This is a genomic window from Micromonospora sp. ABR4_055, assembly GCF_056160425.1.
Window position 1 is genome coordinate 1 of sequence record NZ_JBSWXD010000037.1, and the last position, 15,118, is coordinate 15,118.

The window sequence follows — 15,118 nt, forward strand, 5'->3', positions numbered from 1 at the left end:
GCGGCGCGGTGGTAGGCGGGGCGGTCGTCGGCGGCGCCGTGGTGGGCGGGGCGGTCGTCGGCGTGGTGCCACCGTTGCACGCCACCCCGTTCAGGGTGAACGCGGTAGGGCTGGAGTAGCTGCCGGTCCACCGCCCGTTGAAGCCGATCGAGGTGGACGACCCCGTGCCCAGGTTGCCGTTCCACGAGGCGTTCGTCGCGGTAATCGCGCCAGAGCTGCCGCTCCAGTTCGCCGACCAGCCCTGAGTCAGGGTCTGACCGGACGGCAGGGTGAAGCGCAGGCTCCAGCCGTTGACCGGATCCTGCCGATTGCTGATGGTGATGTTGGCGGTGAATCCGCCGGCGCCGGAGCCTTCGTTCCAGGTGTTGGCCTGGTAGGTGACGTTGCAGACAACTGCGGCGTGGGCAGCGGTGGTCGGGATGATCAAGGCTGCGGCGACCAGCGCGGTAGCGCCACCGACGGCCAGCAATTTACGGTGTACGGTGCGTTTCGGGACGGATGACATCGCATTCTCCTACAGATCCGCAGGGCTACCACCACGGGCCGGAGTGTCGACCTGGACCGGTTGCCGGCCGAATCCGCCGCGGACGGTGCGGCCGCACGGTCGAGGCCGGTGGACGTGGTGGGCTGGAGAGGAGTGCCCGGCGCCGGACGGTGGTCACCCGGCTGTCCCCTCGGTCTGAACGAGCCGCTCGCGTTGGCTCCCGGTGCGGCTGAGGCGAATTCTGGCACGTGAAGATGATCGATACAATCATCGGTTCAGCCGGCCTGGACGGACGGGGTGAAATCCGGTCGATCGGGTTGACATGGTCTGCGAGCATGATCGCCGTGACCAAGCTGAACCAGATCATCGCGGTGGAGAAGGGCGTCAAGAGCAAGTCCTTCGCGGAGTTGACCGAGGCGCACCACGTGGTGCAGAAGCAGCCGCTGTTGTCCGGCATCTCCCGCACCTACCAGCCGAAGGACGAGGAGGGTGAACAGTTCCCGCCCGAGTCGACCCGGGTGCAGGTGCACGCCGAGCAGGTGCTGCGGGACGTGGCAAAGACGCTGACCCGGCTGTTCGACGTGACCGCCACCAAGGACTGGGCGAACACCCGGGCCACCGCCGACGTGGTGGTTGACGGCCGGACCCTGGTCACCGCCGCGCCGGTGTCGTACCTGCTGTTCTTGGAGAAACAGTTGGTCGACCTGCACACCTTCGTCAAGAAACTGCCCGTGCTGGACGCAGCCGAGTCGTGGAACCGCGACGAATCAACCGACTCCTGGCGTACCGAACCGGTGCGTACGGTCAAGACGAAGAAAGTGCCCCGCAACCATGTCAAGGCCGAGGCGACCGACAAACACCCGGCGCAGGTCGAGGTCTACTACGAGGACGTACCGGTCGGCTACTGGACGACGGTGAAGTTCTCCGGTGCGCTGCCGGCCCGGCGGGTCAACGAGTTGCTGGACCGGATCGCTGCGCTGCAGACCGCGGTCAAGTTCGCCCGCGAGGAGGCCAACGGCGCCGAGGTCACCGACCAGCGCATCGGCGACGCGGTCTTCGGCTACCTGTTCGGGTAGTCGCAGAACACCTGCTGCCGGGTAGCATCACAGTCTCCCCCGGGCTGAAGCCCCGGGGGTGGCCGTCAGCCGGGTTAGCGCCGGCTGACGGCGGAGGAGCACCAAGCTGAAGCTGACGACGAATCTGACGAAGCGGTCCCAGTGCGGGTTCGAGTCCCGCCCCCGGCACCATCCACACCGGGGTGGCCCAACTGGCAGAGGCAGCCGCCACACATTCAGGCTCTCGCTCCACGCTCAGCATTCGCCGCCGGTCGTCAGGTCGAGAAGGGACGGACAGGGACAGCTGGATGCTGGTTCGAATCCAGCTCGCGCCTCCAACGCGGCGCGGTAGTTTAAGGGCAAAACCCGGCGTCATGAAGAGTGATCTGTCCCTTTTAAATGTGCTGACGGCAGCAAATGGGCGGCAGCCCAGAGGCCCGGAGACAGGACAGCTCTCCGGGCCTCGCCATGCCCGGACCGGTCTGGGTCGGTCACCGGTAGACCCAGCGGTGATAGGCGCCCAGATCGACGTTGCCGCCGCAGACGACCGCCACGACGCGCCGCCCAGCAAAGCGGTCGCGGTCCTCGAGCACGGCGGCGACGCCGAGTGCGGCTGACGGCTCGCCAGCCGAGCCGGCGTCCCAACGCGTCGCACCGGTACATCGGCGTATCGAGGAACACGGGGTCGATCACCCGGCGTGCGGCGTGAATCCGGTCGAGGTCGAGGCGTGTCCTGGGCACGCTGGGACGGTACCCGCAGCAGGACCCGGGGACCTTCCCCTCAGCTCACGTCCGGCCGACATGTTGATCGACGACAGACAATTTACAACCCGGTCGGTGCGCCGTATCGTCCTCTCCATCGGACGACAACACGGGGGATGTCTGAAATGGTCGATTCCGGCACGCCACGGACCAGCTTGGCGGACAGCCACGTACTCGCGGCCCAGCAGTGGGTCAACGCCACCTATGCCGGCGCGCCGGGATACCTCAGTTGCCCGGAGGACGGTCGCACCGGCTGGCCGACCGTGCTGTCGCTGACCCAGGGGCTGCAGTACGAGCTCGGTATCTCGCCGACGGTGCAGAACTTCGGGCCCGGCACTTTCGCCGCGGTCCGCACCCGCAACCGGCTGCCGGCCGAGGAGACCAACACCAACCTGGTCCGCATCTACAACGCCGCGCTGTGGTGCAAGGGCTACTGGGCCGCCACCGATCAAGGAGTCTGGACCACCGATTCGGAGGGCTCGTTCAGTCAGCTCTACACCGACGCCGGGCTCGCGTACGCCAGTCTGTCGGCCCGTCGGGCGATGTGGCCGCACGTCGCGCGGGCGATGCTGCGGATGGACCAGTTCCGTCTGGTGCCGCAGGGTGACAGCGTCATCCGGGGCATCCAGCAGCGGTTGAACTCACGCTACGTGGCCGGCGTCGGCATCCCGGCGATGAGCCTGGTGCCCTGCGACGGGTTCTACTCCCGGGACGTGCAGCAAGGGCTGATGATGGCCATCCAGTACGAGGTCGGCATCCCGCTGGGCTCGATCAACGGCAACTTCGGGCCGGGCACCCAGGCCGGGCTGCGTGGCGTCGGCTCCGGCCCACTCACCGGCGACCTGCGGCACCTGTTCCGGTCGGCCTGCTACGCCAACTCACCGACCATGCTGCCAGGCGACCCGCAGCTGCCGCTGGCGTACCAGCCGCAGGACATCGACACCGACGTGGAGACCGCCACCCACCTGGCGTGGCTGCGCGCCTTCCAGCGTTTCTCGCAGATCCCCGAGAGCGGCACCAACGACTACACCACCTGGGCCCAGCTGCTCGTCTCCTGCGGCGACACCGGCCGGCCCGCCACCGGCTGCGACTGCATCACCGAGATCACCGCGGCCCGTGGCGCACAGCTCGTCGCGGCCGGCTACCGGATCGTCGGGCGGTACCTCGACGAGCATCTGCCACCGTCGGACCCGTACTTTCTGGACAAGGCACTCAAGCCCGGCGAGCCGCAGACCATCCTGGACGCCGGGCTACGGTTCTTCCCGATCTTCCAGTACAACGGCACCCAGCTGGTCAACTTCACCTACCCGAAGGGGTACGACCAGGGGCGGATCGCCCATCAAAAGGCCGTAGCGCACCGGATTCCCGCCGGTACCTGCATCTACTTCGCCGTCGACTTCGACGCTCTGGACGTCGACATCGACAGCGGAGTCAAGCCGTACTTCCAAGGGGTGAAGGCGGCGCTCGCCGAGTTGGGCGGCCACTACCAGTTCGGAGTCTACGGCTCGCGCAACGTCTGCAGCCGCGTCTCGCAGGAGGTCGGCGCCCGGTGGTCGCTGGTTTCCGGGATGTCCTGGGGCTACTCCGGCAATCTCGGCTTCCCGCTGCCGGCGAACTGGTCGTTCAACCAGATCCGGGAGTACGAGTTCGCGCCCGGCTGGGGGCTGGACCACGACGTCTGGCGGGACGGAGCCGATCCGGGTGTCGCCGCGCTCGTAGCTGGCCAGTGAGTGAGGAGCCCGAGATGATCACCAGACGTATCCTGCTCGGCGGCGCTGTCGGCACCGGTGTGCTCGCCCTGACGCCCACTGGCGCCGCCCGCGCGACCGGTGCGGCCGAGGCGCGGAACGGAATCCACGAGGTATCCGCAACCGGCTGGCGGATCGATCCGGCCACCATCGGTGTCCACCGGATCGAGGGTTCCACCGCCTCGGTGGCGTTGCGTCACGGCCCCACCGCCGTGGTGCTGCTGCACGTCGCCCGCCGCTGGCACTACGAGATCGGCCCGGTCGACACCGGCGAAGGCGGCGGCGTCGCCGGTTACGTTGCCGACCGCGCGGAACACATCGCCTTCGAGTCCAACTATCTCTCCGGCACCGCGATCGCCCTGCACCCGACCGCCTATCCACTGGGCGGTAGCGAGCCACTGTGGCCGCATCAGGAGGCGGTCGTGCGGGACATTCTCGCCGACTGCGAGGGCACCGTGGCCTGGGGTGGTGACCTGTCGCCGGTGACCTCCTCGCACTTTCACATCACGGCCCGACCCGGTGACCGGGCCCTGACCCGGGTAGCCGCCCGGCTGGGATCCGGCGTCCATGTGCCGCGCCGGACACCAACGGTCGTCGCCGGGTAGGCCGGCGCCGACACGCCCGGCCGAGGGTGGCCGGTCGTGCCGGCCACCCTCTGTCCTCCGGTAGGGGTCAGTCAGTTCACGGGCAGGGCTGCCAGGCCAGGTGGTACATCGTCTCGATGCTGCCGTCCGTCGAGTCCATGGTCAGGAAGCTGACGTCCGTCGACGATCCCTTGCTCAGGCGCAACTCGGTGTTGATGTTGAGGTTGCGGATCTCGCCACACGGATGCCAGACCACGGAGGCGATCGGCACCTCGTCGCTCACCATCCAGTTGTCGTCCAGCGGAGCCGGAATCGGATGGCTGCTGAAGGTGCCCTGAGTCATTCCCTGGAAGTAGTAGTTGGCCCGCTGCGTGGCGATGGCACCTGGGCTGAGCAGCCCGTAGCCACGGTAGTCCACCTTCACGATCGCGAAGGTGTAGCCCGCCGGCGCGTGCACCAGCACGTTGAGCTGGCAGTTCCGGCGACCGTCGGTGACCGAGATACCCGGACCCGCCTGTACCAGGTAGTCGCTGTAGATGGTGGTGAAGGCGGTGTTGTCCGGCGAGACGGCGACGTCGGCGGTACCTGGTCGACAACCGGAACCCGCCATCGCGACGAGATCGATCACGACGTGGTCGTCCGGTGGGTCATCCAGGATCCCCTTGGCGGACGCGGGTGCACCCGAGATCAAAGATGAGGCGAGCAATGCAAGCACCACGCCGCCACGCGTCAGCAGTTTGCGCATGAAACCTCCTCCGTAGGGTGATGCGACGATGCGTGCGCAACAATCTACGTACAGCATTGATCGTTGTCAACGTAAATTCAATTGCTCGGAGTGGTTCCAGAAATTGATCGTACGCCATCTCGCCGCCAACCCGCCAACCGAACAGACGGAGTAGGCAGCGACCACGCAAGGCAGGCAAACCACCCATAACATGCCTAGAGGTCGATCAATTTGCCTCCAATGACTGACTAGTTGATCCCACCCAAACGGGCCCACCACGTGCGACCTGGGCGGAATCAATATCAACATATCGACGTTGGAAGATGCTTGCATGAATCGACGCTCATCGCTATCATCCTTTCGCAGGACGCCTGGCCGAAACACTCTGGACCCAATCCACCATGATCCACGGGTCCAGCAGACAAAGATCCACGGCCCGGTTGTTCTGCAAAGTCGTGTGTGCCCCAGCCGTCATAACCTGAGCCCCGAGGGGAACGGAATGAAAAGAAGCCTCACCGGCGCGAGACACGGAATGTTCGCCGCACTCGGCATGGTTCTCGCGCTGACCCTGACCGCTCCGGCCCATGCCTCCCCGGCGACGCCGAGTGCCGTGCCGGACAGCGACATCACCGTGGAGGTGGTGGCCGCCAGTGGTTCAGGCTGCGCGCCCGGCACGGCCAGGGTCGTCGCCAACTCCGACAACACCGGCTTCCGGATCCGCTACTACGATTTCCTCGCTACCGTCGGTGACGGGGCCGACCCGACGGACAGCCGGAAGAACTGCCAGCTCGGCGTGCTCGTCAAGGTGCCGGCGGGCTGGACCTTCGCGGTCGCCACCGCGGACTACCGAGGTCGGGCCCGGATCCCCAGTGGGGCGACCGGCCGACAGCGGACGAACTACTACTGGCAGGGCTCGTCCGACAACAGCCGTACCGACGCCACGTTCGGCGGACCATACAACGGCTTCTGGGCCACCGCGGATCACGCACCGGTGCTGGTGTACGTCCCCTGTGGGCAACAGCGGGTGCTGAACATCAACACCGAGCTGCGAGTGGACGCAGGCACCTCCAGCGGCCAGGCCAGCATGTCGATGATCACGACCGAGGGCAACGTCGACACCCTGTTCAACCTGGACTGGGTCAGGTGCTGACCACCTGATCCGCCGGCAGATCAGCGCCGGGCGCGGGCAGATCGATGCCCACGCCCGGCGCTGTCGCACGCGGTGCCGGACTCGGACCGGGAGCGAGCAGCGCCGGCGAACTGGTCAGCGCCAGCGCCGCCTCGGTGCGCGCGGAGAAAGCCGTCAACCGCCGCCGACCAGGGAAAGCCCTCCGCCCGGCGACGGGCCGCCGGGCGTCGCGCCGCCGCCGGTCGGCCGGCCAGTTCGCAGATCGCGTCCGCGTACTCCTGCCCGCCGCCGGCCACCGCCAGCCCGGCGTCACCGATCACCTCCGGTAGCGCGCTCTCCGCGGCGACCACCACCGGGGTGCCACTGGCCAGTGACTCCAGGGCCGCCAGGCCGAAGGTCTCCACCGGCCCGGGTGCGATCACCACGTCGGCGCTGGCCAGCAGCCGGGCGACCTCGTCGCGGTCGCCGACGTAGTTGGCGAAGTGCACGGTCAGCCCGGCCTCGACGGCGTGTGCGCGCAGACCCGCCTGACGAGGGCCGGTGCCGACTATCACCCCGACGGCGGGTACGCCCCGGTCGCGCAGCGCGGCCAGCGCCGCGAGGACCCGCTCGGGGCACTTCTCGGCGGACAGCCGGGCGCAGTGCAGCACCAGCAGTTCCCCGTCGGGCGTGTACTGCTCGCGTACCGTCTCGTCGTAGCGACGGGGATGGAACTGGTCGAGATCCACACCGAGCGGCACCCGGACCAGGTTGTCCGCCCCGATGCGGGCGAACTCGCGCGCGGCCCAGTCGGTGGTGCACACCACCCGGTCGTACGCGGCGGCGGTCGCCGCGTTGAGCCGATCGGCGATCCGCTCGGTCTGCTTCGCCGGGCCGGCGGATCGGGCACCGAACGGCAACCGCAACAGGCCGTCGAGCGTCTCGTGGGAGACCATCAACGCGGGTACGCCGTGCCGCCGCGCCCACTGCCCGGTCCACCGCAGCGTGGTGCGGTCGGAGACCTCCAGGCGATCCGGGGCGAGCTCGGCGAGCAACCGGCGTACCCGGGAGCGGCCCAGCAGCACCCGGTAGCCGCCGGTGCCGGGCACCACAGGACCAGCGACGGTGATCACCCGGCCCTGTGCCGTGTCCTCGTCCGCATCGGCCGCACCCGGCACCACCAGCACCGGCTCGTGGCCGGCGGCCAGGTAGCCGGTGCCGAGTTCCCGCAGCGCGGTCCGTAACCCACCGGAGCTGCCGGTGATGAAATTCGCCAGCCGAACGATCCTCATGATGCCGTCACCATCACCATCCGGCCAGCATGGCAACCGCCCGGTGGCGGGCAGGGCACGCTGTCGTGACGTGTCGGCGAACTGTCCCCGACGGCAATCTTCGTCGTCGCCGGCCACCGGCGGGCGGTGACCCGGTCAGGACCAGCCGTAACCGGCCCGCAACGCCTGGCACACCCGGTCGAACCGGCCCCGGTCGAGGATGGCACCCTCACGCCGGATGCTGTCCTCCCGCATGGTGAGCACCCGGTCGAGCCGGATCCAACTCGGCCGGCCGTCGTCACCCCAGGTGCCCAGCGACAGCCAGTGCCGCTGCCCGTCGCGGTCGGACTGGCTGGACAGCATCAGCCCGAACAGGGTACGGCTGCGCCGGCCCACCACCAGGACCGGGCGGTCCTTGCCCTGCCGGGGGTCCTCCTCGTACGACACCCAGGTCCAGACGATCTCGCCGGGATCGGCGTGCCCGTCCAGCTCGGGTGCGTACGACAGCTGTCGGCGCTGCAACGCGGCCACCTGCCGGCGCCGGGCCAGCTTTGCCGGTGTCGGGCTCCGTTGCGCCGGTACGCGTTGACCGGCCAGCCGGCCCACGGTCGCGGTGACGCCCTGCCACAGTCTTCCCACGACCGACGACCCTATCGTTACCTGTTACCACCGGCCCGCCCGGCGTGGCCACGGTCACCTGCGGACACGGTCACCTGCGGACGCAGTCACCTGCGGTCATCGAGTTGTGACCCCTGCAGCGATCGACTAGGGTCGGTGCACCGATCCGCAGCCAGTCGCGGCATCATCAGGCGGCACCACGCAGTTGGCGATGTGCACCAGCCCCGACGTGCACCATCCCGTCGACGCAACCCGGCCCGTCAAGCCCGTAACGGCGACAACGAGGTAGGAGACAGACGGTGAATCCCTCCCCAGCGTTCCCGTACCGGCGGCGATCCGCGCGTACCGCCCGGTCTGCCGTGCGCGCGACGAGCCTCGCCGCCGTCACGGCGCTCACGCTGGCCGCCTGCACGACCGGCGAATCCCTGGAGACCGACGACGGAGCCGGCACCCTGGTCGTGGCGATCTCCAGTGAACCCGACAGTCTGGACGTGCACGTCTCCACCGCCTCACCGACGTTCCTGGTGCTGGAAAACGTCTACGACACCCTCGTCGAGCCGGCCCCCGACCTCAGCTTCCAACCCGCCCTGGCCACCGAGTGGGAGGTCAGCGACGACCTGCTGACCTGGACCTTCCACCTGCGTGAGGGCGTCACCTGGCACAACGGACGCGAGTTCGTCGCCGACGACGTGGTGGCCAGCTTCGACCGGATCACCGACGCGGAGACCGCCGCGAACGCGTGGCGCTTCGAAACCGTCGACGAGGTACGCGCGGTCGACGACCGTACCGTCGAATTCGTCCTCACCCAGCCGACGCCGAACCTGCTGGCCAACGTCGGCGGGTTCAAGGGGATGGCGATCGTCGCACCCGAGCTGATCGACGGTGACGGGCTGACCACCAACGCGATCGGCACCGGGCCGTTCCGGTTCGTCAGCTACACCCCCGGCGACCGGATCATCCTGGAGGCCAACCAGGACTACTGGGGCGACGGACCGCACGTCGACCGGGTCGAGTTCCGGTTCATCTCCGAGCCGACGACCGCGCTGACCAACCTGCGCACCGGCGCGGTGCACCTGACAAACAACGTGCCGCCGCAGGAGGTCGCCACCCTGCGCGACGACCCGGCGGTCGAGCTGGGCCAACTGGCCAGCAACGACTACTGGTACTTCACCTGCAACTTCGACCGGGCGCCGTTCGACGACATCGACGTGCGGCGGGCGCTGTCCTTCGCCATCGACCGGGAGCAGGTCGCCCAGGCCGCGTACTTCGACGCCGCCACACCGGTGCAGTCGGCGATGCCGCCGGGCAACTTCTGGGCCACCGACTACGCCCCGTTCAGCTACGACCCGGACCAGGCCCGCGAGCTGCTCGCCGAGGCCGGCGTGACCGACCTGAGCATGGACCTGATGCTCACCAACGAGTTCCCACACACTCTTGCGGCCGCCGAGGTGCTCGCCAGCCAGTGGGGCGACGTCGGCGTCGACGTCGAGATCCGCACCCTGGACTTCGCCAGCTGGCTCGACGAGCAGGGCGCCGGCAGCTACGACTGCTACGTCCTGGGCTGGTTGAACAACCTCGACGGCGAGTACGCCTACTACGGCCAGCACCACTCGACCGGCTCGTTCAACTTCCACGGGTACGCCAACCCGCAGGTGGACCAGCTGCTCGACCAGGCACGGGCCACCGTCGCCGACGCGGACCGCAAGCCGCTGTACGACCAGGCCGCCCGGTTCATCATCGACGACGTCAGCTACGGCTACCTCTACAGTCCACAGGCCTCGCTGGCCTGGGTGCCGCAGGTGTCCGGGGTCGAGATGCACCCCGACGGCAAGACCCGGCTGCGCACCGTACGGCTCGGCGGCTGAGCCGGCGCGATGGCGCGCTTCCTGCTGTGGCGGGCACTGCAGGCGGTGATCGCGATGCTCGGGGTGAGCGTCGCGGTGTTCCTCATCGTGCATCTGGTGCCCGGCGACCCGATCCGGCTGGCCCTGGGCACCCGCTTCGACGAAAGCCTGTACCAGGCGATGCGGGCCCGGGCCGGGCTGGACCAGCCGATCGTCGTCCAGTACTTCCGGTGGCTGGGCCGGGCGCTCACCGGTGACCTGGGGGTCAGCTTCCGCAGCGGTGAGCCGGTGACCCTGCTGCTGCTGGCCCGGCTCGGCCCGACCAGCCTGCTCGCCGGTGCCGCGCTGACCGTCGCGCTGGCGATCGCCCTGCCGCTGGGGATCGTCTCGGCGATGCGCTCCGGATCGCTGATCGACCGGCTCGCCACCGCGTTCAGCCAGCTCTGGGTCTCGGTGCCGGATTTCTGGAGCGGGATCATGTACATCCTGCTCTTCGCCCTGGTGCTGGGCTGGCTGCCGGCGTCGGGCTACGTGTCGCCGTTGGACGATCCGGTGCGGGCGCTGCGGCACCTGGTGCTGCCGGCGCTGACCGTCGGGCTGATCTCCGGCTCGGTGCTGACCCGGTTCGTCCGCTCGGCGGTGCTGGAGGCGCTGCACCAGGACTACGCGCGTACCGCCCGGGCCAAGGGGCTGTCCCGCTGGCAGACGGTCCGCCGGCACGTGCTGCCCAACGCCTGGATCCCGATCGTCACCGCAGTCGGCCTGCAGCTCGGCTTCCTGCTCGGCGGCGTCGTCATCGTCGAGGTGATCTTCGAGTGGCCGGGGCTGGGCCGGCTGGCGTACGACGCGGTGGTGCGCCGCGACTACAGCCTGTTGCAGGGCGCGGTGCTGGCCGTCGCGCTGATGTTCCTCGTCGTCAACTTCCTGGTGGACCTGCTCTACAGCTACCTCGACCCCCGGGTGCGCCACCGGTGACCCGCCGACTGTTCACCCTGCTGCTGGGCAACCGGCTGGCACTGGCCGGGCTGCTGGTGCTCACCGGGCTGGCCGTGGTCGCCGCGTTCGGTCCGTGGCTGGCCCCGTACGACCCGAACGCCATCGACGTGCCCGGCCGGTTGGCCGCACCGTCGCCCGCCCATCCGTTCGGCACCGACAACCTGGGCCGCGACGTGCTCAGCCGGGTGCTGGTCGGTGCCCGGGTGTCGCTGCAGGTGGGGATGGTCGCGGTCGGCATCTCGCTCGCCGCCGGGTTGGCGATCGGCCTGGTCGCCGGCTACTACGCGGGCGCGGCCGACGCGGTGCTGATGCGCACCATGGACGTCCTGTTCGCGTTCCCGGCGATCCTGCTCGCCATCGCCGTTCTGGCGATCCTCGGGCCCGGCATCACCAACGCGATGATCGCGATCGGCATCGTCTACACCCCGATCTTCGCCCGGATCGTGCGGGCCGCGACCATGGTCGCCACCACCCAGCTGTACGTTCTGGCGGCCCGCGCCGTCGGTGCCGGTGATCTGCGAATCCTCGTCCGGCACGTGCTGCCGAACATCGCCGCGCCGGTGATCGTGCAGACCTCGCTGAGCCTGGCCTTCGCCATCCTGGCCGAGGCGGCACTGTCGTTCCTCGGCCTCGGGGTGCAGCGCCCCGACCCGGCCTGGGGCCGGATGCTCGCCGAGGGCCGCGACTTCGTCAGCCTGGCCCCGTGGATGGGCATCTTCCCCGGCCTGGCGATCCTGCTGACCGTGTTGGCGTTCAACGTGGTCGGCGACGGGCTGCGCGACGCGCTCGACCCACGGCAGCGCTCCGTCATCGAGTCGAGAGGGCAGGGCGGATGAGCGGCGACCCGACGGGCGACGCCCCGGCCACCGGAGACCCGGTGCTGTCGGTACGCGACCTGACGGTGCGCATCGGCACCCGACGCGGCGTCGCCCGGGTGGTCAATGGGGTCAGCTACGACGTGCACGCCGGCGAGACCCTCGCCATCGTCGGCGAATCCGGTTCCGGCAAGACGGTCGCCGCGCTGGCGGTGATGGGGCTGCTCGACGAGCCGGCCCGGGTCGGTGGGCAGGCCCTGCTGGACGGCACCGACCTGCTGGCCCTCGACGAACGGCAGTTGCGCCGGGTCCGGGGCAACCAGATCGCGATGGTCTTCCAGGACCCGATGACGTCGCTGAATCCGGTAAAGACCATCGGGTCGCAGCTGGTCGAGCCGATCGTGCTGCACGGCCACGCCACCGGTGCCGCCGCCCGGGACCGGGCGGCCGACCTGCTCGACCAGGTCGGCCTGCCGGACGCCCGCCGCCGGCTCGACGACTACCCACACCAGTTCTCCGGCGGCATGCGCCAACGGGTCATGATCGCCATGGCGTTGGCCTGCGAGCCACGGGTGCTGCTCGCCGACGAGGCGACCACCGCGCTGGACGTCACCACCCAGGCACAGATCCTCGACGTCGTCGCCGGGCTGCAGCAACGGCTCGGGCTCGCCGTCGTGTGGATCACCCACGATCTCGGGGTGGTGGCCGGCATCGCCGACCGGGTCGCGGTGATGTACGCCGGCCGGATCCTGGAGGAGGCCGGCGTCGACAACCTGTACGCCGCACCCCGGCACCCGTACACCATCGGGTTGCTGTCGGCGGTGCCGCGCGTCGGCGTCGAGCGGCCACGTCGGCTGGCGACCATCGGCGGCCAGCCACCGGACCCGACGGCGTTGCCGCCCGGATGCGCGTTCCACCCGCGCTGCGGCTACCGGCACGACGAGCGGGCGGCCAGCGAGGTGCCGCCGCTGCGTACCGTTGCCGCCGGCGGGCACCGGGTGGCCTGCTTCTACGACGTACCGGCAGGCCAGGATGGCTGAGCATGGGCCGCTGCTGCGGGTGACCGACCTGCAGGTGCACTTTCCGCAGCGCGGCATGGGCCGGTCGGCCCAGCCGATTCGGGCCGTCGACGGGGTCAGTTTCGACATCGCCGCCGGCGAGACCCTCGGCCTGGTCGGCGAGTCCGGCTGCGGCAAGAGCACCACCGGGCTGGCGGTGCTGCGGCTGGTCGAGCCCACCTTCGGCACGGTCACCCTGGGCGACGTCGAGCTGACCGCGCTCGGTCTGCGCCGGATGCGGGCGATGCGCCGGCACCTGACGATGATCTTTCAGGATCCGTACGCCTCACTCGACCCACGGATGTCGGTCGGTGCGATCATCGCCGAGCCGTTGGACGTGCACGGCCTGCACAAGGGCGCGACGGCCCGCCGGCACCGGGTCGGTGAGCTGCTGGAACTGGTCGGCCTGGACCCCGACCACGCCAACCGGCATCCGCACGAGTTCTCCGGCGGGCAGCGCCAGCGCATCGGGATCGCCCGTGCGCTGGCCGGGGAGCCGGACCTGATCGTCGCCGACGAACCGATCGCCGCCCTGGACGTGTCGATCCAGGCGCAGATCATCAACCTGCTGGAGGACCTGCGCGACTCGCTCGGGCTGGCGTACCTGTTCGTCGCCCACGACCTGGCCGCCGTCGGGCACCTCAGCGACCGGATCGCGGTGATGTACCTGGGTCGGATCGTCGAGATCGCCGACCGGGCCACCCTGTTCACCCGGGCGGCCCACCCGTACACCCGGGCGCTGTTGTCGGCGGTGCCGGTGCCGGACCCGGTCGCCGAACGCTCCCGCCAGCGGATCATCCTGCAGGGCGCTGTCCCCTCCCCCGCCGATCCGCCGAGCGGCTGCCGGTTCCGGACCCGCTGCCCGGCCGCGTTCGACCGCTGCGCCGTCGACGATCCGGCCCTGACCGTACGCGGCGACGGTCACCTGGCCGCCTGCCATCTCGTCGACGAGCGTCGCGGTTGAGTCAGTCGGTCAAGTCGAACGCCCCGAGCTTCGCGCCACCGATGAACGCCTGCCACTCAACCTGTGTGAACGTCAGGATCGGCCCCTGCCCCCGGGCCTTGGTGTCCCTTACCCCGACAGCGTTCCCGCCCAGGTCAGCGACCTCCACACACGACCCGTTGTTGCCGGATCGACTGGACTTGAACCACTTAACCGAGTCCATCCTTTTTCTCCTGAATCAATCGGATCGACTCCCTGGGCGACAGCGCCAGGGAGAGCAGGTGATCGAACACGCCCGTGAGCCGCCGAATCTCCTCTGGCGACTCCAGGAACAATTCTCCCGCCAGGGTCTCAATGTAGCCAAGAGGCGGATCACCATCCACGAACGTCAGGACCTCGAACCCACCGTGCACGGCGAGGTGGGCACCGGCGGCGAGCGTCAGGACCTGCACGGTGACGTTGGGTAGCGCGGAGACCTTGATGAGGTGGTCCAGTTGCTCGCGACGAAGATTGACGTCGCCGACCTCCAACATCAACGACTGCTCCGTGATGGTCGCCTGCAGCCGAAGCGGCGGCTGGCGCAGCGTCAGCACCTCCTGACGCTTGAGACGCGCCTCGACACGCTGAACGATCTCCTCTTGGTCGGTCTCCCGACCGATGCGGATCACCGATTCGGCGTACGCGCGGGTCTGGATGAGCCCAGGGATGAGGGTCGGCTGGAACTGCCGAAGATCCGTAGCCTCAGCCTCGTAGGCGATGAACGTGGCGTAGCGGGCCGGCAGCGTGTTGAGCCGCTGCCACCAGCCCTGTTCCCGCACCTGCTCGGCCATGTTACGGAGCGCCAGCCCGTGCTCTTCGTCGTGTGGGACGCCGTAGGCGACGAGGATCTCCAGCACATCGCGCGGACGCGGCTTGATGTCGCCGGACTCGATACGGGCGATCCGCTGCTGCGAGCACTTGAGCAGCTTGGCCGCGTCTCCCTGCGTGAGACTGCGTGCCTCGCGTAGTCGCCGCAGCTCCCTGCCGAGACGGCGAGACCGAGGCGTCGGTGGAGTGAAACCGGCCATGCGTTGATCCTCCCTTATGCGCCACCAGCGAGTCCACGTAG

The 15,118-nt window shown here is 69.2% G+C and carries 15 protein-coding genes; 9 read left to right on the top strand and 6 right to left on the bottom strand.

Annotated elements, in window-relative coordinates; translation table 11 throughout:
- On the bottom strand, positions 1–505 hold a 505-nt coding region (locus tag ACXAHD_RS11390; RefSeq protein ID WP_475050295.1), incomplete at its 3' end, for a cellulose binding domain-containing protein.
- A 323-nt stretch (positions 506–828) separates the two neighbouring features.
- On the opposite strand from ACXAHD_RS11390, the gene ACXAHD_RS11395 reads away from it, so the two are divergent.
- From ACXAHD_RS11395 to ACXAHD_RS11405, 3 genes are all read left to right on the top strand, one after another.
- On the top strand, positions 829–1,560 hold the full coding sequence (locus tag ACXAHD_RS11395; RefSeq protein WP_281554317.1) for a DUF7873 family protein: 732 nt from the start codon (positions 829–831) through the stop codon (positions 1,558–1,560).
- Between the two features lie 866 nt (positions 1,561–2,426).
- Positions 2,427–4,031, top strand: coding sequence for a glycoside hydrolase domain-containing protein (locus ACXAHD_RS11400; protein WP_475050298.1), 1,605 nt, complete (start codon positions 2,427–2,429; stop codon positions 4,029–4,031).
- A gap of 14 nt (positions 4,032–4,045) precedes the next feature.
- Complete coding sequence (locus tag ACXAHD_RS11405) at positions 4,046–4,654, top strand: hypothetical protein (RefSeq protein WP_289212614.1); 609 nt, start codon at positions 4,046–4,048, stop codon at positions 4,652–4,654.
- Positions 4,655–4,730: 76 nt separating this feature from the next.
- Here the strand turns inward: ACXAHD_RS11405 and ACXAHD_RS11410 are convergent, their stop codons facing one another.
- On the bottom strand, positions 4,731–5,378 hold the full coding sequence (locus ACXAHD_RS11410; protein WP_281554314.1) for a DUF4360 domain-containing protein: 648 nt from the start codon (positions 5,376–5,378) through the stop codon (positions 4,731–4,733).
- Positions 5,379–5,856: 478 nt separating this feature from the next.
- On the opposite strand from ACXAHD_RS11410, the gene ACXAHD_RS11415 reads away from it, so the two are divergent.
- Positions 5,857–6,507 carry a DUF4360 domain-containing protein gene (locus ACXAHD_RS11415; RefSeq protein WP_281554313.1) on the top strand — a complete coding sequence of 217 codons (651 nt, stop codon included), beginning with the start codon at positions 5,857–5,859 and terminating at the stop codon, positions 6,505–6,507.
- 20 nt (positions 6,508–6,527) lie between these two features.
- On the opposite strand, the gene ACXAHD_RS11420 is transcribed toward ACXAHD_RS11415, so the two are convergent.
- Entirely contained in the window at positions 6,528–7,757 is a 1,230-nt protein-coding gene (locus ACXAHD_RS11420; protein WP_281554312.1) for a glycosyltransferase, read from the bottom strand.
- A gap of 135 nt (positions 7,758–7,892) precedes the next feature.
- Complete coding sequence (locus tag ACXAHD_RS11425; RefSeq protein ID WP_475050335.1) at positions 7,893–8,342, bottom strand: type II toxin-antitoxin system PemK/MazF family toxin; 450 nt, start codon at positions 8,340–8,342, stop codon at positions 7,893–7,895.
- A gap of 371 nt (positions 8,343–8,713) precedes the next feature.
- Between ACXAHD_RS11425 and ACXAHD_RS11430 the strand changes: the two genes are divergently transcribed.
- Genes ACXAHD_RS11430 through ACXAHD_RS11450 form a run of 5 tightly spaced genes read left to right on the top strand, consistent with a single transcriptional unit; the run spans position 8,714 to position 14,031 of the window.
- Positions 8,714–10,219 (top strand): ABC transporter substrate-binding protein, encoded by a 1,506-nt coding sequence (locus tag ACXAHD_RS11430; protein WP_475050338.1) that lies wholly within the window; start codon positions 8,714–8,716, stop codon positions 10,217–10,219.
- A 9-nt stretch (positions 10,220–10,228) separates the two neighbouring features.
- Entirely contained in the window at positions 10,229–11,173 is a 945-nt protein-coding gene (locus tag ACXAHD_RS11435) for an ABC transporter permease (RefSeq protein ID WP_281554309.1), read from the top strand.
- Positions 11,170–12,030, top strand: coding sequence for an ABC transporter permease (locus ACXAHD_RS11440; RefSeq protein WP_281554308.1), 861 nt, complete (start codon positions 11,170–11,172; stop codon positions 12,028–12,030). The genes ACXAHD_RS11435 and ACXAHD_RS11440 overlap by 4 nt, the downstream gene beginning before the upstream one ends.
- Positions 12,027–13,049, top strand: coding sequence for an ABC transporter ATP-binding protein (locus tag ACXAHD_RS11445; protein WP_281554307.1), 1,023 nt, complete (start codon positions 12,027–12,029; stop codon positions 13,047–13,049). Before ACXAHD_RS11440 ends, ACXAHD_RS11445 begins: the two co-directional genes overlap by 4 nt.
- Entirely contained in the window at positions 13,042–14,031 is a 990-nt protein-coding gene (locus ACXAHD_RS11450; RefSeq protein WP_421357035.1) for an ABC transporter ATP-binding protein, read from the top strand. The genes ACXAHD_RS11445 and ACXAHD_RS11450 overlap by 8 nt, the downstream gene beginning before the upstream one ends.
- Position 14,032: 1 nt before the next feature.
- Here ACXAHD_RS11450 and ACXAHD_RS11455 read toward each other — a convergent pair whose 3' ends face one another.
- Entirely contained in the window at positions 14,033–14,233 is a 201-nt protein-coding gene (locus ACXAHD_RS11455) for a DUF397 domain-containing protein (RefSeq protein ID WP_281554306.1), read from the bottom strand.
- On the bottom strand, positions 14,220–15,077 hold the full coding sequence (locus ACXAHD_RS11460; RefSeq protein WP_281554305.1) for a helix-turn-helix domain-containing protein: 858 nt from the start codon (positions 15,075–15,077) through the stop codon (positions 14,220–14,222). The genes ACXAHD_RS11455 and ACXAHD_RS11460 overlap by 14 nt, the downstream gene beginning before the upstream one ends.
- Positions 15,078–15,118 lie beyond the last annotated feature (41 nt).

Coding starts and splice junctions, on each gene's coding strand:
- ACXAHD_RS11400 (WP_475050298.1), top strand. CDS start 2,427: ATGGTCGATTCCGGCACGCCACGGACCAGCTTGGCGGACAGCCACGTA.
- ACXAHD_RS11420 (WP_281554312.1), bottom strand. CDS start 7,757: ATGAGGATCGTTCGGCTGGCGAATTTCATCACCGGCAGCTCCGGTGGG.
- ACXAHD_RS11410 (WP_281554314.1), bottom strand. CDS start 5,378: ATGCGCAAACTGCTGACGCGTGGCGGCGTGGTGCTTGCATTGCTCGCC.
- ACXAHD_RS11435 (WP_281554309.1), top strand. CDS start 10,229: ATGGCGCGCTTCCTGCTGTGGCGGGCACTGCAGGCGGTGATCGCGATG.
- ACXAHD_RS11460 (WP_281554305.1), bottom strand. CDS start 15,077: ATGGCCGGTTTCACTCCACCGACGCCTCGGTCTCGCCGTCTCGGCAGG.
- ACXAHD_RS11445 (WP_281554307.1), top strand. CDS start 12,027: ATGAGCGGCGACCCGACGGGCGACGCCCCGGCCACCGGAGACCCGGTG.
- ACXAHD_RS11405 (WP_289212614.1), top strand. CDS start 4,046: ATGATCACCAGACGTATCCTGCTCGGCGGCGCTGTCGGCACCGGTGTG.
- ACXAHD_RS11450 (WP_421357035.1), top strand. CDS start 13,042: ATGGCTGAGCATGGGCCGCTGCTGCGGGTGACCGACCTGCAGGTGCAC.
- ACXAHD_RS11455 (WP_281554306.1), bottom strand. CDS start 14,233: ATGGACTCGGTTAAGTGGTTCAAGTCCAGTCGATCCGGCAACAACGGG.
- ACXAHD_RS11415 (WP_281554313.1), top strand. CDS start 5,857: ATGAAAAGAAGCCTCACCGGCGCGAGACACGGAATGTTCGCCGCACTC.